Genomic DNA, 24,752 nt, shown 5'->3' on the forward strand with positions numbered 1-24,752 from the left:
GCCCGCGCCATATCTTGACCCGGTGAGCCGCATCACCTATGTTCGCCAAAAGAACAAGTGTTCGCAAAACGTACAGTGGTGGGCGCCGGTGCCCACCCCGACGCGGTTGGAGCGCCGATGCGCCGTGGGCCGGCAGTCCTCACCACCGGGGCCGCCCCGCCGGCCGCACCCGCGGGCGGCGGCGCCCGCACGCCCCGGGCCGCGCGCGCGGGCCCCGACAGGCCGCTCCTCGGGGCCCTGGGCATCGCCGCCCTCCTCGCGCTCTGGGAGGCCGCGCCGCGCCTGGGAGCCGTCTCCGCCCGCCACCTGCCGCCCGCCTCCGAGGTCCTGGCCACCCTGGCCGAACGCGCCGCCACGGCCGCCTTCTGGGCGGCTGTGGGCGACACGCTCACCGGATGGGCACTGGGCCTGGCCATCGCCTTCGCCGCCGCCGTCCTGCTCGGCCTCACCCTGGGCTCCCTGCCCCGGGTGCGCGCCTTCACCGACTCCACGGTGGACTTCCTGCGCCCCATCCCCTCGGTCGCGCTCATCCCGCTCGCCGTCCTCATGTACGGCACCGACCTGCGCTCCACCCTGCTCCTGGTCGTGTACGCCTCCTTCTGGCTCCTCTACATCCAGGTCCTGTACGGGGTGGCCGACGTCGACCCCGTCGCCGAGCAGACCGCGCGCTCCTACGGGCTCGGCCGCCTGGCCCGCGTCCGCCACGTCGTGTGGCCCACCACCCTGCCCTACCTGATGACGGGCCTGCGCCTGGCCGCGGCGGTCGCGCTCATCCTGTCCGTCACCGCCCAGCTCGTCATCGGCTCCCCGGGCCTGGGCCGCGAGATCGCCGTCGCCCAGTCCAGCGGCGCCGTCGCCTCGGTCTACGCGCTCATCGTCGCCACCGGCGGCCTCGGGGTCCTGGTCAACACCGGGGTGCGCGCCCTGGAACGCCGCGTCCTGCACTGGCACGCGTCCGTCCGAGGGGAGGCAGCGGCATGAACCGTCCCCTCGGGGCCGCCCGGTCCGACGACCGCGCCGGGACGCGGGCCCCGGCCGCGCGACCGCGCCGCGGCGCCGCGGGCCGGCTGGGCCTGCGCACCCTGCACGTGCTCCTGCTCCCCGTCGTGCTCGTCGGGGTCTACGCCTACGCCGGCGCCGCCTCGGACAGCTACTACACGCCCACCCCCGACCTCATCGCCGCCGCCTTCGTCGAGCTGTGGTTCTCCGAACGCCTCTTCACCGACGTGCTCCCGAGCATCGCCCGCCTGCTCACCGGCTTCACCGTCGCGGCGGTCCTCGGTGTGGGCCTGGGGGTCCTGCTGGGCCTGTCCCCCCGGACCCGGGCCCTCCTGGAGCCGGTCCTGGAGTTCCTGCGCGCCGTCCCGCCGCCGGTCCTGGTGCCGCTGATGATCCTGCTGGCCGGCATCGACGACTCCATGAAGGTCATGGTGATCGTCTCCGGCTGCGTGTGGCCCGTCCTGCTCAACACCGTGGAGGGCGTGCGCGCCGTGGACCCGGTCCTGGCCGACACCGCCCGCTGCTACGGCATCACCGGCGCCACACGGCTGCGCGTCCTGGTCCTGCGCTCGGCGGCTCCGCAGATCATGGCCGGGCTGCGCCTGGCCCTGGCCCTGGCGATCATCCTCATGGTCATCAGCGAGATGTTCGCCAGCTCCAGCGGCCTGGGGTTCGCCATCGTCCAGTTCCAGCGCAGCTTCGCCATCCCCGAGATGTGGGCGGGCATGGTCCTGCTCGGCCTGATCGGTTTCGCCCTGTCGGCGCTGTTCGAGCTCGTCGAGGGCCGCGTCCTGGGCTGGTACCGGGGCCTGCGCGCCGCGAACCGGGGCGGGTGAGCCCGTGGGCGCCGCCGCGGAACCGACCACGACCACGACCGACCACGAGGGAGAACGCCCCACCATGCTCAAGGTCACCGGCCTCCGGAAGGTCTACGACGGGGGAGCCGTCGCCGTCGAGGCCGTCCGCGACCTCACCTTCGAACTCGCCGAGGGCGAACTCGTCTGCCTCGTCGGTCCCTCCGGCTGCGGCAAGACCACCCTGCTCAAGTGCATCGCCGGGCTCATGCCGCCCACCGGCGGCACCGTCGAGCTCGAAGGCCGCCCCGTCACCGCGCCGCCGCCCGACATGGCCGTGGTCTTCCAGGAGTACGGGCGCAGCCTCTTCCCGTGGATGAGTGTGCGCGCCAACGTCGAACTGCCGCTGAAGCAGAAGAGGCTCCCCGTGGAGCGGCGCACCGGCCTCGTCCGCGAGGCACTGGAGGCGGTGGGGCTGGCCGGATCCGCCGACGCCTACCCCTGGCAGCTCTCCGGCGGCATGCAGCAGCGCGTGGCCATCGCCCGCGCCGTCGCCTACGAGCCCAAGGTCCTGCTCATGGACGAGCCCTTCGCCGCCGTCGACGCCCAGACCCGTGCCGACCTGGAGGACCTGATCCGCGCGCTCTGGAAGCGCCTCGGGGTCACCGTCCTGTTCGTCACCCACGACATCGACGAGGCCGTCTACCTGGGGGAGCGGGTCCTCGTGCTCTCCTCCTCGCCGACCGTGGTGCAGGACGACGTCACCGTCGACCTGCCTGCCGGGCGGGACCAGCTCACCACCCGCCGGGACGGTCGCTTCACCGAGCTGCGCACCCGCGTCTACGCCGAGATCCAGAGGGCGAAGAGGGGCGCCGCGGGGGCGGACGGCCGCCCGCAGGACCGGACCGGGGGCCGGGAGGACAGCCCGGTCGCCGGCGGGTCCCCGGCGGGCTGACCGCCCACCGTCCGCGGGCGCCGGTCCCGTGCACCGGCCCCACCGAACAGCTCCCGCACGCACGCGCGGGAAACCGTCGAAGGAGACACACCGTGACCCTGATCGCCTCCGAGGACTTCACCTCCGCCGTCTTCACCGGGGCGTGGACCCCGGCCAAGGGCGGTGACGCCCCCGTGGTCTCGCCGTCGAGCGGGGAGGTGCTGGGACGCACCGGCATCGCCGACGCCGACGACGTCCGCGACGCCGCCGCGCGGGCCGCCCGGGCCCAGAAGGGGTGGGCCGCCGCGTCCTTCGAGGAGCGGGCCGCCGTCCTGCGCCGCGCCGGAGACCTGTTGGAGGCCAACGTCGGCGAGATCATGGGGTGGCTGCGCCGCGAGGGCGGCGCGGCGGCCGGGATGGCCGGCTTCCAGGTGCACGTGGCGGCGGGGGAGTGCTTCGAGGCCGCCGCCCTGGCCTCCCAGCCGTACGGCGAGATCCTGCGCACCGGGAAGCCGAGGCTGAGCTTCTCCCGCCAGGTGCCGGCCGGGGTGGTCGGTGTGATCGCCCCGTTCAACGTGCCCCTGATCCTGGGCATCCGCTCGGTCGCCCCGGCCCTGGCCGTCGGCAACGCCGTGATCCTCAAGCCCGACCCGCGCACCGCGGTCTGCGGGGGCGCCGTCATGGCCGAGGTCTTCCGCAGGGCGGGTGTACCCGGGGGCGTCTTCCAGGTGCTGCCCGGAGGGGCCGCCGCGGGGGAGGCCCTGGTGGCCGACCCGCACGTGCGGGTCATCTCCTTCACCGGGTCCACCGCCGCCGGGCGCAGGGTCGGAGAGGCGGCCGGGCGCCACCTCAAGCGGGTCCACCTGGAACTGGGCGGGAACTCGCCGCTGGTGGTCCTGGACGACGTGGACGTGGACGCGGCCGCCTCCGTCGGCGCCTGGGGCTCGTTCCTGCACCAGGGGCAGATCTGCATGACCACCGGCCGCCACCTGGTGCACGAGTCCGTCGCCGACGCCTACGTGGACCGGCTCTCGGCCAGGGCGGACGCCCTGACCGTGGGAGACGCCGAGTCGGACGGCTCGGCGCTCGGACCGGTCATCGACGCCGGCCAGCGCGACAAGATCCACGCGCTGGTCACGGGCAGCGTGGACCACGGGGCCGAGCTGCGCGCGGGCGGGACCTACGAGGGGCTGTTCTACCGGCCGACCGTCCTGGACCGGGTCGACGCCGCGACCCCCGCCTACGCGGAGGAGGTGTTCGGGCCGGTCGCCCCGGTCGTGCGCTTCTCCTCGGTGGACGAGCTGGTGGAGCTGGCCAACTCCTCGGAGTACGGCCTGTCCCTGGGTGTGCTCACCAGCAACCCGATGCGCGGCATGGAGATCGCGGACCGGGTGCCCAGCGGGATCGTGCACATCAACGACCAGACCGTGGACGACGAGGCCGTCGCCCCCTTCGGCGGTGTGGGCGACTCCGGGACGGGGTCCCGTTTCGGCGGCACCCGCGCCAACCTGGAGGCGTTCACCGAGACCCAGTGGGTGACGATGCAGGCCGCCCCGGCCCGTTACCCGTTCTGACCCCGCTCCCGGCGGCGGGGGCCGCGGGGATCTCGGAGCCCCACCGGTTCCCCGGGGCCCGGTCCCCGGGTTCCGGGGCCTGCGGGCGGGGCAGCGCGCCCTCGCGGTCCGCGCCGAGGCGGAGCAGGCGGGCGCCGCGGGCCCTTCGAGGGCCCGCGCTCCTCACTCCCGCCCGGCGGCCTCGGGCACGGGTGCGGTGGCCGCTCCCAGGGCCCTCAGCAGGTAGGGGAGCAGCCGCTCCGCCATGTCCACGCCCGGTCGTGACCCCGGGGTGTGGGGGATGAGGAAGGTGTGGCTCACCATGGGCCCGATGACCATCTCCCCCACCACGAGGGCGTCCTCCACCGGGGGGATCTCCCCGCGCCCGGCCGCCCGGTCCAGGACGGCGCCGACCCGCTCCTGCAGGGGCATGACGAACTGGTCCATGAGCACGTCGGCCAGGGCCCGGTTGTGGGCGGCCTCGCCCAGGACGGCGCGCAGGAGGCGGCCGGAGGGCCCGTCCAGGGCGGCGGCCTTGTCGTGCAGGAGGGCGCTCAGGTCCGAGTGCAGGGCGCCGGTGTCGCGGTCGGGGCCCAGTTCCTCGGCCCAGGCGCGGGCGGCGCCGACGACGAGGTCCTCCTTGGAGCGCCAGCGGCGGTAGAGGGTGGCGGTGGAGACCCCGGCCCGTTTGGCGACGGCCGCGGTGGTCAGGCCGCTGTAGCCGTTGGCCTGGAGTTCGGCGAGGGTGGCGTCCATCAGCGCGCGGTCCCGGGCGGCGTCCCGCGGGCGCCCCCGGCGGGGGGTGCGGGAGACGCCGGGCAGATGGTCGGTGGTCATACCGGAATCCTATGCGAGCGCCCTGTTGGAAACGAAACACTTTCGTTTACCATCGGTTCATGACGACAACCGACACCCCCGCCGAACCGCTGACCCTGACCACCGACATCCCGCCGATCGTGGCAGGGCTGCGCTCGGCGTTCGCGTCGGGACGCACCAAGCCGATCGCGTGGCGGCGCGCCCAGCTGCGCGCGCTGCGGCGCCTCCTCACCGAGGAGCGGCCGGCCCTGGAGAAGGCCCTGTACACCGACCTGGGCAAGAGCCCGGTGGAGGCCCACACCACCGAGATCGGCTTCGTGGTCAACGAGATCGACCACACGCTCAAGCACCTGGCGTCGTGGCTGCGCCCGCAGCGGGTGCCGGTGCCGGTGGCCCTGGCCCCGGCCAGGGCGCGCAAGGTCCGCGAGCCGCTCGGCACCGTGCTGATCGTGGCGCCCTGGAACTACCCGGTCAACCTGTCGCTGGCGCCCCTGGTGGGCGCGATCGCGGCGGGCAACGCGGCCCTGGTCAAGCCCAGCGAGCTCGCCCCGGCCACCTCGGCAGCCCTGGGGGAGCTGGTGCCCCGGTACCTGGACGGCGAGGCGATCGCGGTGGTGGAGGGCGGCATCCCCGAGAGCACCGCCCTGCTGGAGGAGCGCTTCGAGCACATCTTCTACACGGGCAACGGCGCGGTGGCCCGCATCGTCCTGGCCGCGGCCGTCAAGCACCTGACCCCCGTCACCCTGGAACTGGGCGGGAAGAGCCCGGCCGTGGTCGAGCCCGGCGCGGACCTGGCGGTCACCGCACGGCGCCTGGCCTGGGGCAAGTTCACCAACGCGGGCCAGACCTGTGTGGCCCCCGACTACGTGCTCGCGATCGGGGACACCGCCGAACCCCTCCAGCGGGAGCTGGCGGCCGCCATCACGGAGATGTTCGGCGAGGACCCCTCCCGAAGCGCCGACTACGGGCGCATCGTCAACGAGCGCCACTTCGACCGGCTGTCCGCCCTGCTGGAGAGCGGGACGGTGACGGCCGGGGGCGAGCGCGACCGCAAGCGGCTCTACATCTCCCCCACGGTGCTGGGCGACGTCGACCCCGACTCGCCCGTGATGGGAGAGGAGATCTTCGGGCCGATCCTGCCCGTCGTCCGGGTGCCGGACCTGGACGCCGCGATCGCCTTCGTCAACGAGCGGGACAAGCCGCTGGCGCTGTACGGGTTCACGGCCTCGGACCTGACCAAGCGGCGCCTGACGACCGAGACCTCCTCGGGCGGCCTGGCGTTCGGCCTGCCCATCGCCCACCTGGCCGTCCCCGGCCTGCCCTTCGGAGGCGTGGGGGACAGTGGCATGGGCGCCTACCACTCGACGGCCTCGATCGACACGTTCTCGCACACCAAGTCGGTGCTCGACAAGTCGCTCTTCATGGACACGATGAAGGTCGCCTACGCGCCCATCACGGGCGTCAAGGAGAAGCTGCTCCGCAAGCTCCTGTGACCGGGGCCGGGCCGGCGGGGCCGCGCGGAACTCCCCGGCGGCGGGAGCGCGGCCCGCGGGCCCGCCGCCGGGGACCTGCCACGCGCCCGCGGCCCGGACCGGGGCCCCCGTGGGAGCCCGGACCGGGCCGCGGATGCGATCCCCGGGATCAGTCCCCGCCGCCCTCTCCGTCCCCGTCCCCGCCGTCCTGTCCGGCGGGCTGGGCGTCGGTGTACACCTTGCCCGCGGTGAGCGCGTCCGCGCCGAAGATGTCGGTGACCGTCACGAAGTGGTAGCCCTCCCGGTGCAGCCCGGAGAGCACGTCCGGGATGGCCCGCACCGACGTCTCGTGGATGTCGTGGAAGAGGACGACGCTGCCGGGCACGGAGTGCTCCAGCGCGTGCTCGCTGATCGCGCCGGTGTCGCGGCTCTGCCAGTCCAGGGTGTCCACGTCCCACAGGATGAGCGGCTGGTCGACGGCCTCGCGCACCGTGCCGTTGAGCGACCCGTAGGGCGGGCGGATGGTCGGCGGGTCGGAGCCGATCACCTCCTTCACGGCCTGGTTGGTGCGTTCGATGTCCCGCCGCACCGCCTCGCCCGACATGCCCGCGAGGTCGTCGTGCTTCCAGGTGTGGTTGCCGAGCTCGTGCCCCTCCGCCGCCATGCGCTCCAGGGGCTCGGGGAACTCGCCCACCAGGGACCCCAGCACGTAGAAGGTGGCGCGGGCGTCGTACTCGGCGAGGATGTCCAGGAGTTCGTCGGTGTGCTCGCCGGGCCCGTCGTCGAAGGTCAGGGCCACGCACTTGAGGCGCTCGCAGTCCAGGGCGCCGGCCCGGGCGCTCAGCCCCCCGCCCAGGGGGAAGTCCTCGTCGGCGGTGTTCCGGCCCAGCGCGGCCTCGCGGGCGTGGTAGCCCAGCTCGGACAGCAGCTCCTCGGCGTCCCCGGGCTCCACCGGCAGCAGCACCTCGTCGACACGGCCCGCGCCCGGCACGTCGGCCGCCTCCATGCGGACGGCCAGGCCGCCCGCGGTGCTGAACGCCAGGTCCTCCAGAGGGGAGCCCGCCCAGCGCTCGGCGGCCTCCGCGGCCTGCTCCGGGTCGGTCAGGTCCAGGGGCTCGCCGCTCCCGTCCGGCCCCCCGTCCCGGGGGTCCCCGGGGGACGGGGCGCCGCCATCGGCGGCGGCGGTGTCGGCGCCCTCCTCGCCCTCCTCCCCGTTCTGCGCGGCCCGGGCGGCGACCTCGCCGACCAGGCCCGGCATCTCCTGGACCGGGAGGTGGTAGCTGTCCTCCAGGATCCCGGCCACCTCCAGGTGCGCCTGCTCGATGGCGGCCTCGTCGCGAAAGAGCGAGGTCCAGGGCAGGACCCTCTCCCCGGCGACGTCGTACCACAGGCTGCGCGCGTCGAAGGTGTCGTTGGTCCCCGCGGAGGCGGCCGCGGTGAGCCGCACCCCGACGACCTCGGAGGAGGCGGCCAGCAGGGCCACGTCCTGGTGCAGTTCCGGGGTGCCGCCCCCGGGAAGCTCCTCCAGGAAGGCCGTCTGCCGCTCGGCCATGGAGGTGCGGAGTTCGGTCATGAGCGCGGGCGCGCCGCTCAACAGCGGATACCGGTAACTCACCACACTGTGGTCGGTGGTCACCGACAGGGTCTCCGACTCCAGGCCGGGCATCTCGTCGACCGGGGTGCGGACCGCCTCGGCGTACGGGAGCGCCTGGTCCGCGGCATGGCAGCCCGGGACCAGGAGCAGGCCCAGGGCAGCGCTGACAGAGAGATTTCGTCGCAGTGAGGTGACAGCCACGGGGGGACCATATCGAAGCGCCCGGCCGGGGGAGGACCACCGCGCGTCTCCTGGAGCACTCTGGGTGCCGAATTGGCCAATTCGATGCACTCACCAGGCCGAACGGGACCGTGAACGCCTCCGCGGCCCCGTCGGCCGACCCCTCAGGCCGTCGGGGGAGCGGCCCCCGCGGCCTCGGCCACGGTGCGCACGATCTCGCGCACCTGGGCCAGGACCGCGGCGTTCTCGCCCGGATCCGCGACCTTGGGCAGGTGGACGTGCCCGGCCGGGACCTCCCACCCGGAGCGGTCCCGGAGCAGGGTGTTGCGGTAGGCGATCTCGTTGGAGAGGTAGTTCCCGCCGCCCCCGCGGCGCGCGGCGGAGCCCTCGCTGGGGCCGTCGGGCCGCTCCCTCTGCTCGTCGGCCCCGGCGGGGACCTCGGTGACCGCGGTGTTGACCACCACCGGGTAGGGGCGCCCCGCGGTGGCCTCCGCGATCCTGGCGCCGGGGAGCGACGAGCGCGTCCACTCCGGCGCGTCGGGGCCGGGCACCGGGGCGCGGCCGGTGCGGACCTCGCGGACGTTGTCCGGCCCCCCTCCGCGCCAGATCCCGTTCCACTCCTCGATGTCGAACCGCCCGGGGCGCCCCCGGCTGAGGGTGACCACGGCGTCGGCGCGCCCGTGCTGGTCGGCCAGGGCCTCCTCCACCAGGCCGGCGTCGAAGTCCGCCCACCGCACGGGGAACACGGCGGTGCGCACCACGGCGGTGCGCCCGCCCACGGGGAAGGTCCATCCGTTGAGGTCCAGGGCCGCGGCCCCCGACGGGTTGGAGCACCCCGGGTCCTCGTCCAGGCGGAAGGGGTCGAAACCGGTCACGACGATCCGGATCCACCGCTCGCCCGGAGGGAAGTCGAGGTCGGTGATCCCGCGCGAGCCGGTCTCCAGCAGGTGCAGCAGGTCGGCGCGCTCGGCCTCGGAGAGCGCGAACCCCGGTCTCCAGGTGCGCAGGCGGGCGGCGAGCACCAGCCGTGCCCAGTACGGGGGGCGGTCGTCGGGGCCGTCGACGTCGGTGCGTGTGGCCTCGGTCCACAGGCGGGAGGCGTGTGCGGAGACCGCCTCTCGGGCCTGGGCGAGGTCGGTGGCGGCGCGCAGGTCGGCGCTGAACAGGGGTTCGGCTGCGCCGAAACCGGAACGGGCCAGGATGCGGCGGGGCTCGGGGAGCCCGGCGCGGTCCTCTTCGGGCGTGGTGTCGTGGTGCACGGGGTCGCTGTCTGTCGGAAGGCGGGGCTGGCGTGTGCGGGGATCCGGGGGGTGGAGCCAGCCGAGTCTAACGTCGCCCGAACCCCGCTGTGGCAGGGGTGTGCGGCGCGTCCCGGAACAGGTCCCGGGGGCTGGACCGGGCGGCTCGGACTTGGCAGGGTGTGTGGTGACCGCAGGCCCTCTCAACGGAGAGAGAAACACATGGACACTTCCGCCCTCCCCGACACCGAGCGACTCGCCGGGCGCGCGAGGGACGCCCTGGGACGGTGCGGCGTCGAGCGGCTGCGCGAGCCGGTCGGGGCCGCCGGGGTGGCGAGGACGCCGATCACCGGACAGATCCTCTTCCCCGTCGAGTTCGACACCGCCGCCTCCGCCGAGCGGGCCGTCACCGCCGCCCACGAGGCCTTCACGTCCCAGTGGCGGGACACCCCGGCGCCCGTGCGGGGCCGGCTCGTGCACCGGCTGGGCGAGCTCCTGCGCGAGCACAAGGCGGACCTGGCCGCGCTGGTGACCGTGGAGGCGGGCAAGATCCACTCCGAGGCCCTGGGCGAGGTCCAGGAGATGATCGACATCTGCGACCTCGCGGTGGGCCTGTCCCGGCAGCTGTACGGCCGCACCATGCCCTCCGAGCGGCCCGGCCACCGCCTGATGGAGACCTGGCACCCCCTGGGCGTGGTCGGTGTGATCACGGCGTTCAACTTCCCGGTGGCCGTGTGGTCGTGGAACACCTGTGTGGCGCTGGTGTGCGGCGACACGGTGGTGTGGAAGCCCTCGGAGCTGACCCCGCTCACCGCGCTCGCCTGCCACGGGCTCCTGATGAGGGCGGCGGAGGACGTGGGCGCGCCCGCCGACGTCCACCGGCTGGTGCTGGGGGACCGCGAGGTCGGTGAGGCCCTGGTGGAGGACGGGCGGGTGGCGCTGCTGTCGGCGACCGGGTCGACGGCGATGGGCCGCGCCGTCGCGCCGCGTGTGGCCGCGCGGATGGGCCGCTACCTGCTGGAGCTGGGCGGCAACAACGCGGCCGTGGTCGCCCCGTCCGCCGACCTGGACCTGGTGGTGCGCGGGAGCGTGTTCGCCGCGGCGGGGACGGCGGGGCAGCGGTGCACGAGCCTGCGGCGGCTCATCGTGCACGAGGACGTGGCCGACGAGGTCGCCCGGCGGGTCGTGGACGCCTACAAGCAGCTGCGCGACCGCATCGGGGACCCCTTCGAGGAGTCGACCCTGGTGGGTCCCCTGATCGGCGAGCGCTCCCACACCGCGATGCGGGCCGCGCTGGAGCGCGCGCAGGCCGACGGGGGCGAGGTGCTGGTGGGCGGCGCCCGCAGGTGGGAGGAGGCCGCCGCGGACGCCTACTACGTGGAGCCCGCGGTGGTGCGCATGCCGGCGCAGACCGAGGTGGTGCGGGAGGAGACCTTCGCACCCGTCCTGTACGTGCTGGCCTACAGCACGCTGGAGGAGGCGGTCGAGCTGCACAACGGCGTGCCCCAGGGGCTGTCGTCGGCGATCTTCACCCAGGACCAGGCCGAGGCCGAGCGGTTCCTGTCGGCGGCGGGGTCCGACTGCGGGATCGTCAACGTCAACATCGGCACCTCCGGCGCGGAGATCGGCGGCGCCTTCGGCGGTGAGAAGGACACCGGTGGCGGCCGCGAGTCGGGCTCGGACTCCTGGAAGGCGTACATGCGCCGGGCGACGAACACCGTGAACTACGGCGGAGAGCTGCCCCTGGCCCAGGGGGTCCGCTTCCTGTGACACCCCGCTGTCCGCGCCCCGCCGCGGGGCGCGGACAGCGCGCCGCACAAAAAGTTGTGGTCAACCATGTTGTGTGCAACTGAATTCTGCTACGGTGGTGCCACCGGCAAGCCCGCAGGCGCGGGGGCCCGCGAGGCAGGAGGGAACACCGTGGCGCATCCCGACGAGGGCGACCCCCTCGCGCTGGACAACCAGCTGTGCTTCTCCCTCTACACCGCCTCCCGGGCCCTGACCGGGCTGTACCGGGAACTGCTGGGGGACCTGGGACTCACCTACCCCCAGTACCTGGTGATGATCGTCCTGTGGGAACGCGGAACGCTCACGGTCAAGGAGCTCAGCCGCGCCCTGCACCTGGACTCGGGCACGCTCTCCCCCCTGCTGCGCAGGCTGGAGGCCTCCGGGCTCCTGACCCGGGAGCGCAGCACCACCGACGAGCGCGTCGTCCGCGTCACCGCCACCCCGCGGGGCCTCGCCCTGAGGGAGCGGGCGACGGACATCCCCGGCCGGCTGGTCTGCGCCACGGACCTGACGGCCGCCCAGGCCCGCGAGCTGCGGGACGCGCTCGGCCGCCTCACCTTCTCGGTGGAGACGGCCGCGAGCAGGCGCGCCCCGTGCGACACGGCCGACGCGCCCGGAACCTGACCACGCACCGGAAGAAACCCACCACTGTTGGCTCCGCGCGCGCGGAGCCGGGAGAGAGGCAAGCAATGGCATACAAGGCCATGTACACCACCAACGCCACCGTCACCGGCGAGGGCCGCAAGGGCAGCGGGAAGACCGACGACGGGCGCCTCGCGGTCGACCTGTCCGTGCCCAAGGGCGTGGGCGGCGACGACGGCCTCGGCACCAACCCCGAGCAGCTCTTCGCCGTCGGCTACGGCGCCTGCTTCCACGGTGCGCTCAAGAACGTGGCCCGCCAGTCCAAGACCGACGTCGAGGGCTCGTTCATCGAGGCCCGGGTGACGCTCGGCAAGTCCGACGAGGGCCTGGACATCGCCGTGCAGCTCACCGTCACCATCCCCGGCGTGGAGCAGGCCAAGGCCGAGGAGCTCGTCGAGGCCGCCCACCAGATGTGCCCCTACTCCCGCGCCACGCGCGGCAACATCGAGGTCGACCTGGTGGTCAAGACCGCCTGACGCGCCGACCGCAGGCGCGGCCGGTACGGGGCGGGGGCCCGCTCCCGGCGGTCCCCGTACCCGCCGGCCGGGGTTCGACGCCCGCACGCGCCCCCGGCAGGGGAGGGCGGCGGAGGGCGGGCCCCGGCCGCCGCATCCGGCACGATCCACGACGAGGGGGAGGGCGCGTGAGCGCCCTCCCCCTCACGCGTGCGCCAGGCCGCCGGGCGCACGCGCAGCCCCCCGGCGACCCGCGCGTGCGAAGGGGCCGGGAGGGACCCCTCGGTCCCTCCCGGCCCCCGTGACGCACCGGTTCCGCCCTCGTCAGGCGGCCGTCTCCAGCAGCAGCAGGCGGTCCAGGATGTCCTGGAGGGTGACCAGGCCGATCACCTCGCCGTCCTCCTCCACCAGCGACAGGTGGCTGCGGCTCTCCCGCATGATGCTCATCGCCGCGTACATCGGCGTGCCCGAGGGCAGCGTGAGCACGGGGCGCATCAGGTCCGCCGCGGTCGTCCCGGCGGGGCTCGTCAGAGCCTCGCGCACGTGCAGGACGCCCACGGGCTCCTCGCGGTCCATGACCACCAGCCTCAGGTGCGTGGAGCTGCGCGACACCTGCTTGATGACCTCGACCCCGTCCTCGGGGGCGACCGAGGCGATCTCCTCGCGCCGGGTGACGATCTCGCTCAGCGGGCGGGAGTTCACCTCCAGGGCGGTGGCCAGCTGGGCGCGCCTCTCGGCGTCCAGGGCGCCCGCCTTGGCGGAGTGCTCCACCAGCTCCCGCACGTCGTCCGGGTTGTGGCCGGAGGACATCTCGTCCACGGCCTCCACACCCAGCCGGTGCAGGCACCAGTTGGCCATGCCGTTCAGCATCAGCAGGGCCGGGCGGGTGAACCACATGAACGCCCGCATCGGGATCGCCAGCATGATCGCCGACTTCTCCGGGTGGGAGATCGCCCAGGACTTGGGCGCCATCTCGCCCACGACCAGGTGCAGGAAGGTCACGATGATCAGCGACACCACGAACGAGACCACGTACCCCACCGTGCTGGGCAGGCCGCCGAACAGCGGCTCCAGCAGGTGGTGGACCGCGGGCTTGGAGATCGCGCCCAGCGCCAGGGCGCACAGCGTGATGCCCAGCTGCGATCCGGCCAGCAGCAGCGACAGGTCGCGGGCGCTCTTGAGCGCCGCCCGCGCCGAGGCGCTGGTCTCCGCGGCCTCCTCCAACCGGTAGCGGCGGGCCGCCACCAGGGCGAACTCGATGGCCACGAAGAACGCGCTCAACGCGATGATGACCGCGGTCACCGCCATGGCCACCCACACGTTCATGTCACTCATGCGCGCACCTCCTCGGCGCCGTTTTCGGCCGCTTCGCGCAGGCGCAGCTCCACGGTGTGCGGAACGTGCCTCTGCACGGTGTTGACGATCAGGGTCAGCGCCATGTCGGGGTCGCCTTCATGGGCGCTGGGCGGACGGGGCAGGGCGATGTCCACCCGGTCGCCCGTCTCGGGCAGCCGGTGCAGCTCGTGGATGACCAGCCCGCCGACGGTCTCGTAGTCGCCCTCGGGCAGGTCGTGCCCGATCAGCCGCTCGACCTCGTCGATGTGCAGCGCGCCGGGGACCAGGTAGGAGCCCTCGCCGTCCAGGTAGGACGGGGACTCCTCCTCCGGGGTGTGCTCGTCGGCGATCTCGCCGACCAGCTCCTCGGCCAGGTCCTCGGTCGTGATGACCCCGGCCAGGCCGCCGTACTCGTCCACGACGCAGGCGAACTCCTCGCCCGCCTCGCGCAGCTGGTCCAGCAGCACGGGCAGCGGCAGGGACGCGGGAACCATGACGGTCTCCCGGGCCACCTCGCTGACCTTGACGTCGGACAGGTCGCGATCGCCCTGGGCGAGCACGTCCCGCAGGCAGATGACGCCCACGATGTCGTCCACCCCGTCGCCCAGGACCGGGAAGCGGGAGTGGTCGGAGGCCATCAGCTCGACGACCCGGCTGACCGGGTCGCCCTCCTCCACGGTGGTGACCTCCGGACGCGGGATCATCGCGTGCCCGGCGGTGCGCTCGTGGAAGTCCAGGGTCCGGTCCAGCAGGGTGGACAGCTCGGCGGGCAGGTCCCCGCTCTCGCGGGACTCGGCGATGATGCTCTCCAGGTCGCGGGCGGTCGCCGCGTGCTGGACGTCCTCCACCGGCTCGATCCGCACCGCCTTCAGCAGCAGGATCGCGGCCTGGTCGAAGAGCCAGATGACCGGACCGAAGATCTTGAGGTAGATCCCCGTGGACAGCGCCAGCCAGCGTGCCACGGGCTCGGGCCGGGCGATGGCCAGGTTCTTGGGGAAGAGCTCACCGAAGACCATCTGGATGACGGTGGAGAAGACAAGGGCGAGAACGGTGCCGATCGCGACGCCGGCGCCCGTGGGCACCCCGACGCCGCCGAGGAGTTCACCGATGCCCTGGCCGATCATGGGCTCTGCCACGTAACCCACCAGAAGGGCGGTCACGGTGATGCCCAGCTGGGCGCCGGAGAGCATGAACGACGTGCGGTTGGTGATGTCCAGGGCCCGTTTGGCCCCTGCGTCACCGGCCGCGGCCCTCGCCCGCAGGCGCGAGCGGTCCACGGCCATGTAGCCGAACTCCTGGGCGACGAAGTAGCCCGTCGCCACGGTGATCAGGAAGACCACCAGGAATCCGAAGGCGATACTGAGGACTGTGCTCATCATCGGGCACGCACCGCCTGGTTCCGGTTCGTGGTCGGATCCTGGTTGCTACGAGGGTGCGCGCCCTTCGGAGAAGGAGGCTCGTCGAGGTCTGGGTCACAGCATCCGTGAGGGATGCTGCTGGTACTTCGGGACGGGTCCACTGTTCCTCTCTCTGCGCTGACACGCGTTGAGTGTGTGACTGGTGTTGGTACTGCGATGGAATGACGAAAAAGCCGCCGGGAAAGTTCCCGGACGCTCAGCTCCCGACGGGAGCGTCGGCCTCTTCGCCGAAGGAGACCCACTCACGACGGCGGGCCTCGGCGAGGGCGATCGAGGTGGCGACGGCCACGTTCAGCGATCCCACCCGCCCGATCTGGGGAATGTAGGTGACGGCGTCCGCGCCCGCCAGGAGGGCGGGGGAGCAGCCGTGGTCCTCGGCGCCGACGGCCAGGCACACGTCAGGCTCCAGGGGGGCCGCGTGCAGCGGCACCGCGCCCCGGGCCAGTTCGACGGCCACGACCTTGTAGCCGTCGGCCCGCGCCGCGGACAGGGCCTCGGCGGTCGAGGAGAGCCGCGTGTGGCTCACCTTGGCGGCGGTGCCCAGGGCGGTCTTGCCGACCTTGGGGTCGTCGGGGTCCGCGCTGTTGCCCGTGAGCCAGACCTGGTCCACCCCGAAGGTCGCGCAGGTGCGCAGGATCGATCCCAGGTTGAAGGGCTGGGTGACGGATTCGACGATGAGGGCGAGTCGCCCCTCGGTGCGCCGGCGCCATTCACGGTTGAGGCGTTTGACGTCGGTGGGGCGCAACTGCGTGCTCAACTGCGGTGTGTTCCTCAGCGGGTGTACCCGGGCGGTCCCGGTGTGCGGATGTTCGCAACAGGCTACCGGTCAGCGGGCCCGCGCGCACGCATGACCCCTGACACATCCAGGCAAAACGTCTCTCAGTCGGCCGAACGCCGCACGGCCAGGACCCGGAAGCCGGCCCGTGAGGCCACACGTTCGGCGGGCAGGCCCTCGGCGTCCAGCCACTTCTGGAGCGAGTCGGACCCCAGGTGGCGCTGGACCACGAGGTGGGCCACGCCCTCGGGGGAGAGCCGGCCGAGCCAGGTGCGCAGCATCGCGTGCAGCACGCCCTTGCCCACCCGGATCGGCGGATTGGACCACAGCGCGTCGAAGGGGCCGAGCAGGTCCTCGGCCAGGGGCGCGGGAGCCCCTTCCCGGTCCTGCTCCGGCACCGGCTCCCCCTCGGGGGAGACGACCGCGAACCGGACGTTGTCCAGCCCGTGGTCGGAGGCGTTGCGCCGGGCCAGGCCCACGGCGCGGGAGTTGACGTCCACGCCCAGCACGGTCGCGCCCGGGGCGCGTGAGGCCATGGTCAGGGCGACGGGGCCGTAGCCGCACCCCAGGTCGAGCAGGCGCCCGCCCGCCGGCGGGGCCGGGACCGTCTCCAGGAGCACGCGTGTGCCGAGGTCGACCCTGTCGGGGGAGAAGACGCCCCGGTCGGTGTTCAGGCGCAGGTGCAGGTCCGGCAGGACCAGGTCCGCGGTGGAGGGCCGGCTGGCGGCGTCGGGGTCGGAGTCGAAGTAGTGCTGGGCCACGCCGTGACGCTACCAGGGCCCGTGGCGCGCCGCGTACCGGCAAAAACCTCACCTGCCCGGGGGAACGAAATCCCCAACCCCGGAGACCGTGCCCGGGACAGTGCGGAAGATGGAGGTATCCGAGGTTTGTGGGGTATCCCATGCGAGCAGAGGTAGGGGACCGACTGGTGGTGGAGAGCCCGCGCGACGACGCCCACCGCAGGACCGGCGTCGTCACCGGGATCCGGGGGGCGGGCGGGTCGCCCCCGTACCAGGTGCACTGGTCCGACGCCGAAGGCGGGCACGACGCCCTGGTCTACCCGGGGCCGGACGCCCACATCGAACACCCGCCCGGCGGCACGGGCGCGGAGGCAGAGGGGACGGACGCAATGCACACGACCAAGCGCTGGAACGTCGACGTCGTCGTCGAGGAGGAGAACGAGGGCGAGAGCGCGCGCACCTGGGCCGAGGTCGGGCTGGTGGCCGACGACGGTACGGCTCTGCGCGGACACGGCATGTCGCGCAAGCACCCCACCGACCTCGACGTCCCGGAGATCGGTGAGGAACTCGCGGTCTCGCGGGCGCTCTCCGACCTCTCACGCCAACTCCGCCAGGTCGCCGCGGAGGACATCAACGACAACACCGGGACCCCCTGGCGTCCCACCTGACGCCCGGGAGGCACGGCCGCCGCTCGCCCGCCCGGGTCGCCCGGAGGTCCGGAACCGGCCACCTCCGCCATAGGAGGTTTGCACCCGGTGGTCACCGGCATCGGGCACACTCGGAAGTCGGGCACGACTCCCGCCCCCTCGGCGGGGGGACGTCCCAGCCCCGGACGGGCTGGGACTTCGTCGTGTCCGCCAGGGAACGGACGACGAGGGGCGGATTCACCCGAGCAGCACAAGGCCCGACGTCACGTTCCGAGGTACCGCTGTGCTTTTGCCGGAGGAACTCCGGGGAGAAGCGCGTCGCCGTCCGGCGCGAGCCGGGAGTACTCACGCAAGGAGACCCCGTTGACCACCCCTTCCGGGCCCCAGGCCAGACCCGCCAGGGTCCTCGGTACCGTCGACGCCGTCGCCATCGGTGCGGCCTCGATGCTCGGCGCGGGCGTCTTCTCCGTCTTCGCCCCCGCGGCCCTGGGCGCGGGGGCGTGGCTGCCCGTGGCCATCCTGATCGCGGGCGCCGTCGCCTACTGCAACGCCGTCTCCTCGGCCAGGCTCGCCGCCCGCCACCCCGAGTCGGGCGGGGCCTACGTCTACGGGCGCGAGCGACTGGGGGAGCTGTGGGGCTACCTGGCGGGCTGGTCCTTCGTCGTCGGCAAGGTCGCCTCGTGCGCCGCCATGGCGCTGACCTTCGCCGCCTACGTCCTGCCCGGCTGGGAGAAGCCCCTGGCGGTGGCAGCGGTGGTCGCGGTCACCGCCCTCGACTACCGGGGCCTGAGACGTTCGACCCTGGTGCTCAAGCTCATGCTGGGCGCGGTCCTGGCCGTCCTGGCCGCCGTCGTCGTCACGATGCTGCTCAGCGGCCGGCTGGCGGCCGTGGCCGAGGTCGACGGCCTGGGGCCCTGGCCCGGCTCCTTCGGCGTGCTGGGCGCGGCCGGGATGATCTTCTTCGCGTTCGCCGGGTACGCGAGGGTGGCGACACTGGGCGGGGAGGTGCGCGACCCCGGGACCACCATCCCCCGCGCCATCGCCCTGTCCCTGGGCGGCGTGCTGGCGCTGTACCTGGTCGTGGGCACCGGCCTGCTGATCGTGCTGGGGCGCGAGCGCCTCACGACCAGCGCCGCGCCGATGGCCGACGCCGTCCAGGTGGCCGGGTTCCCGTGGATGGTCCCGGTGGTGGCCGCGGGCGCCGCCGTGGCCAGCCTGGGCGCGCTGCTCACCCTCGTCCTGGGGGTCTCGCGCACGACCGCGGCGATGGCCTCCGACGGGCACCTGCCCCGCGCCCTGGCCGCGGTCCACGAGCGCCACGGCGTGCCGCACCGCGCGGAGATCGCCGTCGCGGCCGCGGTCGTCGTCCTGGTCCTGGTGGCCGACCTGCGCGGCGCGATCGCCTTCTCGGCGTTCGGCGTCCTGGTGTACTACGCCATCACCAACGCGTCGGCGCTGAGGCTGGGCCCCGACGAGACCCGCCCGCCGCTGCTGGTCCCCCTGACCGGGCTGGTGGGGTGCGTGGTCCTGGCGTGCAGCCTGCCGCTGCCGGCGGTCATCACCGGGATGGCGGTCCTGGCCGCCGGAGCGGGCCTGTGGTGGCTGCGCGAGCGGCTCGCGCTGCGCTAGCCGGCCCTGGCGGGCCTCCCCGGCGGCACGCGCCGCCTCAGCGGGGCGGGGCCGACCGGCCGTCGCCCGCGACCACGTGGGCCAGGCCCCTGCGGGCGGTCGTGGACAGGTGCAGCCCGGCCACCTCCCCCGGCTCGAACCAGCCGCAGTCCGAGGTGGAGCCGTTCTCCTCCATCACCCGGGCCGGCCCGGGGTTCGCGACGTACACGCGGAAGAAGGCCCACACGGCGTAGATCTCGTAGCCGGTCGGCGGGACCCGGTGGTGGCTGGCGGCGGTGACCAGTTCCCCGACCTCGCCGTCCTGCCCGGTCTCCTCGGCCACCTCGCGCCGCAGCGCGGTGCGCACGTCCTCGCCCGCGTCCACGCCCCCGCCCGGAAGGTGCCAGGTGCCGCCGCCGGGGAACCCCTCGGCGATCCGGCTGAGCAGGATGCGCCCGGCGGGGTCGGTGACGATCCCGTAGGAGGCGAACCGGCGCAGGCGGGGACGGGTGTCCTCGGGGAGCTCCTCCTCGGGCAGCAGCTCGGCGGCCGAGGGCGCCAGCACGCCCTGCGGGGCGTCCGCCGGGGCGGTCCCGGCCTCGGCGAAGACGACCCGCTCCACGTGCAGGGGGGTGCCGTCGGGGGCCTGTACCAGTTCGGTCAGCACGTCCACCGCGACCAGGGGCGTGTGGGGGGAGAGCCCGCCCAGCTCGCGCACCACGTCGGCCGGGTCCTGCCCGAACAGCACGCGCGCGCCGAGGACGGAGGGGCCCCCGGTGAGCAGGTGCGCGGTGACGCGCCGGCCGGGCGCCTCCGGGGGGACTGCTGTCACAGGGACCCCGCGGCCGGCGCCAGGCCGGGCGCGCCCAGGCCCACCATGCGCAACAGCTCGTCGAGGCCGCCGATGGTGGTCACGCCCTCGACGCGCGGCCGGCCGTGCCGGTCGATCAGCACCGGGCGCATCCGCGAGGCGACCGCGCCGACGCCGTCGGACTGGATCTGGTCGCCCACGTGCCAGCAGGCGGCGGGGTCCACGCCCAGGCGCTGGGCGGTCATGTGGAAGATGCGCGGGTCGGGCTTGCCCGCCCCCGCGGTGTCGGCGCACACGACGGCGTGGAAGTAGGGGGTCAGTTCCAGGGCCTGGAGCTTGGCGTGCTGGAGCGACTCGGCCCCGTTCGTGAGCACGGCGAGGCGGTAGCCGGCCGATCCCAGGGCGTTGAGGGCGGCGACGGTGTCGGGGAAGACCCTCCAGGCGGAGCGGTGCGCCTCCAGGTAGAGCCGGTAGAGGTCGTCGCAGTGCTGGTCGGCGATGTCGGCGTGCCCGGCCTGGACGGCCAGGGCGCGGACGCGCTCGCGGCGCTGCTGCTCCAGGCTGAGGTTTCCCCGCAGGTAGGCGGCGAAGGAGATCTCGGTCTGCACGTCCCACAGGGCGCGGGCCGCGCCGAAGTCGGGGTGTCCGAGCCGCTCCATGACCGCGCGCAGCCCCTGGGACGAGGCCCCGGTGTCGTCGATGAGGGTGTCGTCCAGATCGAAGCAGATGGCGGTCGGCGGTGCGGGTAGGTTCGGCATCGTTCCTCAACAGGGTGGCCTGACAAAACATGCCAACGCTAACCCCTGGACATAACATAAATGGTGTAAACCCCACCTAAAGGGTTGTGACCAACCTCACCGAAGCCCTGGTTTACGACCGGTTTCCGCACTCCGCCGACGTCACGGAAGCCGCTGGAACCACAGCAGGGACGTGAGAGCGGTGGCCAGCCCCAGGATGATCGCGACCAGCACGAACCGTGTGACGATCTCCTCGTGGACGAGCTCGGTGCCCAGGGACGAGCCGATGTCCTCGTAGACCTCGTTGAGCTCCGTCTCGCTCTCCGCCTCGTAGAAGTGGCCCTCGGTCTCCTGCGCCAGCCCGCGCAGCGCGTCCTTGTCGATGTCGGCCGGCACCTGGTACCCGTCGATCTCGATCATCGCCGCCCCCGTGCCGAACGCGATCGTGGAGACCGGCACCTCCTGCTCGGCCGCCGTCGCGGAGGCCTGCACGATGTCGCGCCCGCTGGTGTTCTCCCCGTCCGACAGCAGCACGATCGCCGACGGGGGCGGGTCCTCCTCGGAGTCCTCGTCGAAGCTGCTGATCGCCTCCAGGGAGGCGAACACCCCCTCGCCGATGGCCGTGCCCGGCCCCAGCTGCAGGTTCTCGATCGACCCGATCACCGCCTGGTGGTCCTGCGTGGGCGAGGACACCACCGTCGCCGTCGAGGAGAACGCCACCAGCCCCACGTTGAACCGGTCCGGGAGCGTCTCCACGAACCCCTGCGCCGACTCCTTGGCCGCCTGCAACCGGTCGGGCTCGATGTCGGTCGCCGCCATCGACAGCGACACGTCCACGGCCACCATGATGGTCGCCCGCTCGCGCGGCTGCTCCACCGGCATCGCCGGCAGGGCCATCGAGGCGATCAGGACCGCCAGGGAGGACACGAACAGCACCGCCGGGACGTGCCTGCGGATGTCGGGGCGGTGCGGCGCCACCTGGTCCAGCAGCGCCAGGTTCGTGAAGCGCAGCGTGTACTCGCGCCGCTGGTTCTGCGCGAACACGTACGCCCCGACCACCAGGACGATCAGGAGCAGCCACCACAGCCGCTGGGGCTCCAGGAAGGTCATCGCTCAGTCCCCCGTGCGTCGGCACTGTCCCGCGGGTCCGGCCCCGCGCCCTCGTTCGGTTCCATCGTGCTCCGCTCTCACCGGGGAGACCCCGGGGTGTGGCGGGCCAGGTGGTGCGCGGTGCGCCGTTGGTGGATGACGAACCGTGCCGTATCCAGTACCCAGTCCCGGTCGGTTCGTAGCAGGAGGTGGTGCACCCCGCACCGGCGCAGGGCGTCGCGCACCGCCGTCCTCTGGTCGGCCGCGGCCCGCCGGTAGCGCTCGCGCACCGCCTTCGTCAGCCGCACGTCGCGCACCCGGCCCGACCGGGGGTCGCGCATGGTCACGTCCCCGACCTCCGGGAGGTCGAGTTCGCGCGGGTCGACCACCTCCACCACGAGCACCTGGTGCCGCGAGGCCAGCTGGCGCAGGGGCCGCTCCCAGTCGATCTCACCGCCGAACGCGGGGGTGTCCAGGAAGTCCGACACCACCACGCGCAGGCCCCGGCGCCGACGGGTGCGGACCAGGTCCGTGAGCGCGTCGGCCAGGGTCGCCCGATCGGCGGAGGGGGCGCGCTCGTCGCCCGTCGGGGCCGCGGCCACCGTGGCCAGGAGGGCCAGCAGCGCCTCCTTGCCCGAGCGGGCCGGCCAGCGCCGGATCCTGCCGTGGTGCAGGAAGTGGGCGCCGAACCGGTCGCCGACCTTCTGGGTCAGCAGGTTCGCCGCCACCATCGCGCCGACGGCGACGTCGCGCTTGGAGCGCAGACCGGTGCCGAAGTCCATGCTCGGCGACAGGTCCAGCAGGGTCCAGCTCTCCAGCTCCCGGTCCGCGACCAGGTCGCGGACGTGCGGGGTGTCGGTGCGCGCGGTGACGGCCCAGTCCATGCGCCGCACGTCGTCCTCGCCCGGCTGGTAGAGGCGCGCCTCGGCGGCCTCCGAGCCCGGGCCGAGCCGCAGGCCGAGGTGCTCGCCGTGCAGCAGCCCCTCCAGCCGGTGGACGATGTTCAGGTCGAGGCGGCGCAGTGCCGCGCGGAGTCGGGGATCGGTGCCGATCGCCGGAGTGGTCACGGGGTCACCTCGGGGAGGCGAGGGAAGCGGTCTCTCCGCTGGGAGGCTCGTCCCAGATCACGCGGGGCGCCAGGACGGTCGACAGGATGCGGTCGACGACCTGGGCCGGGGTGATCCCGTCGGCCAGGGCGTCGAAGGTGAGCACCAGCCGGTGCGCGATGACGTCGTGGGCGAGCACGCGCACGTCGTCGGGGAGCACGTAGTCGCGCCCGCGCAGCAGGGCCAGGGCCCGCGCCGAGGCCACCAGGCCCAGGGTGGCGCGCGGGCTGGCGCCCACCTCCAGCACCTGGCGCAGGTCCGGCATCTGGTAGGCCTCCGGCTCCCGGGTGGCCATGACCAGCCGCACGACGTAGTCGGCGATGAGCTGGTGGACGTGCACGCGCTCGGCGTCGGACTGCAGCTCGCCCAGCGTGACCGGGTCCAGGACCTGGTGTGCCGTGGGAGGGCTGCTGGACATGCGCCGCAGGATCTCCATCTCCTCGTGCGCGCGGGGGTGCCCGACGTCGACCTTCATCAGGAACCGGTCCCGCTGGGCCTCGGGCAGCGGGTAGACGCCCTCGGACTCGACCGGGTTCTGTGTGGCGATGACGATGAAGGGGGAGGGGAGTGGGTAGGTCGTCCCCCCGAGGGACACCTGCCGCTCGGCCATGACCTCCAGCAGGGCCGACTGGACCTTGGCGGGGGCGCGGTTGATCTCGTCGGCGAGCACGAAGTTGGCGAACACCGGCCCCAGCTCCACGTCGAACTTCTCGGTGGAGGGATGGTAGATGCGCGTTCCGACGATGTCGGAGGGCACCAGGTCCGGAGTGAACTGGAGCCTGGTGAACGAGCCGCCGGTGACCTTGGCCAGGGTGGACACGGCCAGGGTCTTGGCGATGCCGGGAACACCCTCGATCAGGCAGTGGCCCTTGGCGACCAGGGCGATGAGGGAGCGCTCCACCATGCGTTCCTGGCCGACGATGACCGTGGACACCTCGTGCAGCGCCGCGCGCAGCAGCCTGGTCGGCTCGCCCGGCGCGCTCTCGGAGCCCGACCGGGGCGCTGAGCCGTTTCCGGGTGAGGTTTCTGCCATGTCCCGCCTTCCTGGCTGGGAGCCCCCGGGAGGGGCACCGGATAGGTTGTGGATCACTCACCTGTGGCGACACTACCTGCTTCGCGGCCGCCGGTCCGGTACACGACGCGGCGGAGCGGACCGGGTGGGGACGGGAAAGGGGGCGTGACATGGCGGTTCCCACGATGGGACTGAACGAGGGCGATCCGCGCCAGCTGGGCGGCTACCGCCTCCTGGGAAGGTTGCGCGACTCCTCCCTGGGCGTGGTGTACCTGGGACGGGACGGTGCGGGGGACCGGGTCAGCGTGGCCGTGCTCGACTCGGGCGCGGGCGGCGACGGCTCGGCGCGCTCCCGCTTCGTGGAGGCGGTCAAGGGGAGCGAGGACGTGGTGGCGGCGCGCACCCACGGGCGCTCGCCCCTGTGGGTGGCGGTGCCCTACGACGGCTCCGGCCGGGGCGCGGAGGACTTCCTGGAGTCGGCGGCCAGGTCGGGGCGCGTGTCCGAGCACGGGCCGGTGGTCATGCCGCACTGGGCGGGTTCGCGGGGAGGGGCCGCGGTGCGGTGGGCGCCGTGGGCCTCGCGCGGGGGCAGTGCGGTGGAGTCGGGGAGGGGCAACTGGTGGCTGATCGGCGGCCTGGGCCTGGTCCTGCTGCTGCTCCTGCTGCTGGTGTCGCTCCTGTACTGGTGGATGCTCCAGTTCCCGCCGCCCGAGATGCCGGGGCCGGCGCAGCCCTCGGAGGCGGAACAGGAGGAGGGCGGCGAGGGGGAGGAGGCCCAGCCGACCCCCGGTGAGGACGGGGGGAGCGGACCCTCCCAGCCGATACCGACGCCGGGGGAGGGCGACGGGGAGTGGGGCGAGCAGCCCGAGGACAACCTCTGACCGGGGGTCGGGGGAGATTGCCGGGGGCGCGGCACAGGTCCGCGCCCCTTCTCGTCCCATCACAAAAATCTACGTCGTAAAGGTGGGCTGCTGCTTCTGTAAAAACAGAACAGAGAAACCTGATTCGT

General features: G+C 73.5%; 23 protein-coding genes. 11 read left to right on the forward strand and 12 right to left on the reverse strand.

Annotated elements, in window-relative coordinates:
• The first annotated feature begins 117 nt into the window (after positions 1-117).
• From ACFQBR_RS03525 to ACFQBR_RS03540, 4 genes are all read left to right on the forward strand, one after another.
• A complete protein-coding gene (locus tag ACFQBR_RS03525) occupies positions 118-981 on the forward strand; it encodes an ABC transporter permease (protein WP_378552043.1) in 864 nt (287 codons plus the stop codon).
• Entirely contained in the window at positions 978-1,835 is an 858-nt protein-coding gene (locus ACFQBR_RS03530; RefSeq protein WP_352985329.1) for an ABC transporter permease, read from the forward strand. Before ACFQBR_RS03525 ends, ACFQBR_RS03530 begins: the two co-directional genes overlap by 4 nt.
• 64 nt (positions 1,836-1,899) lie before the next feature.
• Positions 1,900-2,748 (forward strand): ABC transporter ATP-binding protein, encoded by an 849-nt coding sequence (locus tag ACFQBR_RS03535; RefSeq protein ID WP_344176168.1) that lies wholly within the window; start codon positions 1,900-1,902, stop codon positions 2,746-2,748.
• 92 nt (positions 2,749-2,840) lie between these two features.
• A complete protein-coding gene (locus tag ACFQBR_RS03540; RefSeq protein ID WP_344176131.1) occupies positions 2,841-4,301 on the forward strand; it encodes an aldehyde dehydrogenase family protein in 1,461 nt (486 codons plus the stop codon).
• Between the two features lie 162 nt (positions 4,302-4,463).
• Here the strand turns inward: ACFQBR_RS03540 and ACFQBR_RS03545 are convergent, their stop codons facing one another.
• On the reverse strand, positions 4,464-5,117 hold the full coding sequence (locus ACFQBR_RS03545) for a TetR/AcrR family transcriptional regulator (protein ID WP_344176133.1): 654 nt from the start codon (positions 5,115-5,117) through the stop codon (positions 4,464-4,466).
• A gap of 59 nt (positions 5,118-5,176) precedes the next feature.
• On the opposite strand from ACFQBR_RS03545, the gene ACFQBR_RS03550 reads away from it, so the two are divergent.
• The gene (locus ACFQBR_RS03550; RefSeq protein WP_267944512.1) at positions 5,177-6,589 is read left to right on the forward strand and encodes an aldehyde dehydrogenase family protein; all 1,413 of its coding nucleotides are present in this window, start codon (positions 5,177-5,179) and stop codon (positions 6,587-6,589) included.
• A gap of 148 nt (positions 6,590-6,737) precedes the next feature.
• Here ACFQBR_RS03550 and ACFQBR_RS03555 read toward each other — a convergent pair whose 3' ends face one another.
• Together ACFQBR_RS03555 and ACFQBR_RS03560 are read right to left on the reverse strand one after the other, a co-directional pair.
• Positions 6,738-8,363 (reverse strand): polysaccharide deacetylase family protein, encoded by a 1,626-nt coding sequence (locus ACFQBR_RS03555; RefSeq protein ID WP_344176136.1) that lies wholly within the window; start codon positions 8,361-8,363, stop codon positions 6,738-6,740.
• Positions 8,364-8,506: 143 nt separating this feature from the next.
• A complete protein-coding gene (locus ACFQBR_RS03560; RefSeq protein ID WP_344176138.1) occupies positions 8,507-9,601 on the reverse strand; it encodes a pyroglutamyl peptidase in 1,095 nt (364 codons plus the stop codon).
• Positions 9,602-9,802: 201 nt separating this feature from the next.
• Here ACFQBR_RS03560 and amaB point away from each other — a divergent pair, with 201 nt between their 5' ends.
• From amaB to ACFQBR_RS03575, 3 genes are all read left to right on the forward strand, one after another.
• Positions 9,803-11,350, forward strand: coding sequence for an L-piperidine-6-carboxylate dehydrogenase (gene amaB, locus ACFQBR_RS03565; RefSeq protein WP_344176140.1), 1,548 nt, complete (start codon positions 9,803-9,805; stop codon positions 11,348-11,350).
• A gap of 150 nt (positions 11,351-11,500) precedes the next feature.
• A complete protein-coding gene (locus ACFQBR_RS03570; protein WP_330160480.1) occupies positions 11,501-11,992 on the forward strand; it encodes a MarR family winged helix-turn-helix transcriptional regulator in 492 nt (163 codons plus the stop codon).
• A 65-nt stretch (positions 11,993-12,057) separates the two neighbouring features.
• Entirely contained in the window at positions 12,058-12,486 is a 429-nt protein-coding gene (locus ACFQBR_RS03575; protein WP_267944507.1) for an organic hydroperoxide resistance protein, read from the forward strand.
• Between the two features lie 303 nt (positions 12,487-12,789).
• Here ACFQBR_RS03575 and ACFQBR_RS03580 read toward each other — a convergent pair whose 3' ends face one another.
• The 4 genes from ACFQBR_RS03580 to ACFQBR_RS03595 all read right to left on the reverse strand — a co-directional run bounded on the left by ACFQBR_RS03580 (position 12,790) and on the right by ACFQBR_RS03595 (position 16,754).
• Positions 12,790-13,800, reverse strand: coding sequence for a hemolysin family protein (locus ACFQBR_RS03580; protein ID WP_267944506.1), 1,011 nt, complete (start codon positions 13,798-13,800; stop codon positions 12,790-12,792).
• On the reverse strand, positions 13,797-15,179 hold the full coding sequence (locus ACFQBR_RS03585; RefSeq protein WP_267944505.1) for a hemolysin family protein: 1,383 nt from the start codon (positions 15,177-15,179) through the stop codon (positions 13,797-13,799). The genes ACFQBR_RS03580 and ACFQBR_RS03585 overlap by 4 nt, the downstream gene beginning before the upstream one ends.
• A gap of 235 nt (positions 15,180-15,414) precedes the next feature.
• Entirely contained in the window at positions 15,415-15,975 is a 561-nt protein-coding gene (locus ACFQBR_RS03590) for a TrmH family RNA methyltransferase (RefSeq protein WP_267944504.1), read from the reverse strand.
• A 122-nt stretch (positions 15,976-16,097) separates the two neighbouring features.
• Positions 16,098-16,754: a class I SAM-dependent methyltransferase gene (locus ACFQBR_RS03595; RefSeq protein WP_267944503.1), complete on the reverse strand. Its 657-nt coding sequence runs from the start codon at positions 16,752-16,754 to the stop codon at positions 16,098-16,100.
• Between the two features lie 140 nt (positions 16,755-16,894).
• On the opposite strand from ACFQBR_RS03595, the gene ACFQBR_RS03600 reads away from it, so the two are divergent.
• The gene (locus tag ACFQBR_RS03600; RefSeq protein WP_267944502.1) at positions 16,895-17,401 is read left to right on the forward strand and encodes a dsRBD fold-containing protein; all 507 of its coding nucleotides are present in this window, start codon (positions 16,895-16,897) and stop codon (positions 17,399-17,401) included.
• A 342-nt stretch (positions 17,402-17,743) separates the two neighbouring features.
• Positions 17,744-19,009: an APC family permease gene (locus ACFQBR_RS03605; protein WP_267944501.1), complete on the forward strand. Its 1,266-nt coding sequence runs from the start codon at positions 17,744-17,746 to the stop codon at positions 19,007-19,009.
• Positions 19,010-19,046: 37 nt separating this feature from the next.
• Here the strand turns inward: ACFQBR_RS03605 and ACFQBR_RS03610 are convergent, their stop codons facing one another.
• The 5 genes from ACFQBR_RS03610 to ACFQBR_RS03630 all read right to left on the reverse strand — a co-directional run bounded on the left by ACFQBR_RS03610 (position 19,047) and on the right by ACFQBR_RS03630 (position 23,764).
• Positions 19,047-19,820, reverse strand: coding sequence for an NUDIX hydrolase (locus ACFQBR_RS03610; RefSeq protein WP_344176147.1), 774 nt, complete (start codon positions 19,818-19,820; stop codon positions 19,047-19,049).
• A complete protein-coding gene (locus ACFQBR_RS03615) occupies positions 19,817-20,557 on the reverse strand; it encodes an HAD family hydrolase (protein ID WP_267944499.1) in 741 nt (246 codons plus the stop codon). Before ACFQBR_RS03615 ends, ACFQBR_RS03610 begins: the two co-directional genes overlap by 4 nt.
• Before the next feature lie 141 nt (positions 20,558-20,698).
• Complete coding sequence (locus ACFQBR_RS03620) at positions 20,699-21,646, reverse strand: VWA domain-containing protein (RefSeq protein WP_267944498.1); 948 nt, start codon at positions 21,644-21,646, stop codon at positions 20,699-20,701.
• A 77-nt stretch (positions 21,647-21,723) separates the two neighbouring features.
• Entirely contained in the window at positions 21,724-22,692 is a 969-nt protein-coding gene (locus ACFQBR_RS03625; RefSeq protein WP_344176150.1) for a DUF58 domain-containing protein, read from the reverse strand.
• Positions 22,693-22,696: 4 nt separating this feature from the next.
• Positions 22,697-23,764, reverse strand: a complete 1,068-nt coding sequence (locus tag ACFQBR_RS03630) for an AAA family ATPase (RefSeq protein WP_267944496.1) — start codon at positions 23,762-23,764, stop codon at positions 22,697-22,699.
• 149 nt (positions 23,765-23,913) lie between these two features.
• Between ACFQBR_RS03630 and ACFQBR_RS03635 the strand changes: the two genes are divergently transcribed.
• Positions 23,914-24,624, forward strand: coding sequence for a hypothetical protein (locus ACFQBR_RS03635; RefSeq protein WP_267944495.1), 711 nt, complete (start codon positions 23,914-23,916; stop codon positions 24,622-24,624).
• Positions 24,625-24,752: the final 128 nt, after the last annotated feature.

It is taken from the genome of Nocardiopsis tropica, from assembly GCF_042660575.1.
Lineage (GTDB): Bacteria > Actinomycetota > Actinomycetes > Streptosporangiales > Streptosporangiaceae > Nocardiopsis > Nocardiopsis tropica.

Coding starts and splice junctions, on each gene's coding strand:
- ACFQBR_RS03630 (WP_267944496.1), bottom strand. CDS start 23,764: ATGGCAGAAACCTCACCCGGAAACGGCTCAGCGCCCCGGTCGGGCTCC.
- ACFQBR_RS03575 (WP_267944507.1), top strand. CDS start 12,058: ATGGCATACAAGGCCATGTACACCACCAACGCCACCGTCACCGGCGAG.
- amaB (WP_344176140.1), top strand. CDS start 9,803: ATGGACACTTCCGCCCTCCCCGACACCGAGCGACTCGCCGGGCGCGCG.
- ACFQBR_RS03635 (WP_267944495.1), top strand. CDS start 23,914: ATGGCGGTTCCCACGATGGGACTGAACGAGGGCGATCCGCGCCAGCTG.
- ACFQBR_RS03545 (WP_344176133.1), bottom strand. CDS start 5,117: ATGACCACCGACCATCTGCCCGGCGTCTCCCGCACCCCCCGCCGGGGG.
- ACFQBR_RS03525 (WP_378552043.1), top strand. CDS start 118: ATGCGCCGTGGGCCGGCAGTCCTCACCACCGGGGCCGCCCCGCCGGCC.
- ACFQBR_RS03535 (WP_344176168.1), top strand. CDS start 1,900: ATGCTCAAGGTCACCGGCCTCCGGAAGGTCTACGACGGGGGAGCCGTC.
- ACFQBR_RS03530 (WP_352985329.1), top strand. CDS start 978: ATGAACCGTCCCCTCGGGGCCGCCCGGTCCGACGACCGCGCCGGGACG.
- ACFQBR_RS03580 (WP_267944506.1), bottom strand. CDS start 13,800: ATGAGTGACATGAACGTGTGGGTGGCCATGGCGGTGACCGCGGTCATC.
- ACFQBR_RS03600 (WP_267944502.1), top strand. CDS start 16,895: ATGCGAGCAGAGGTAGGGGACCGACTGGTGGTGGAGAGCCCGCGCGAC.
- ACFQBR_RS03615 (WP_267944499.1), bottom strand. CDS start 20,557: ATGCCGAACCTACCCGCACCGCCGACCGCCATCTGCTTCGATCTGGAC.
- ACFQBR_RS03585 (WP_267944505.1), bottom strand. CDS start 15,179: ATGATGAGCACAGTCCTCAGTATCGCCTTCGGATTCCTGGTGGTCTTC.
- ACFQBR_RS03620 (WP_267944498.1), bottom strand. CDS start 21,646: ATGACCTTCCTGGAGCCCCAGCGGCTGTGGTGGCTGCTCCTGATCGTC.
- ACFQBR_RS03550 (WP_267944512.1), top strand. CDS start 5,177: ATGACGACAACCGACACCCCCGCCGAACCGCTGACCCTGACCACCGAC.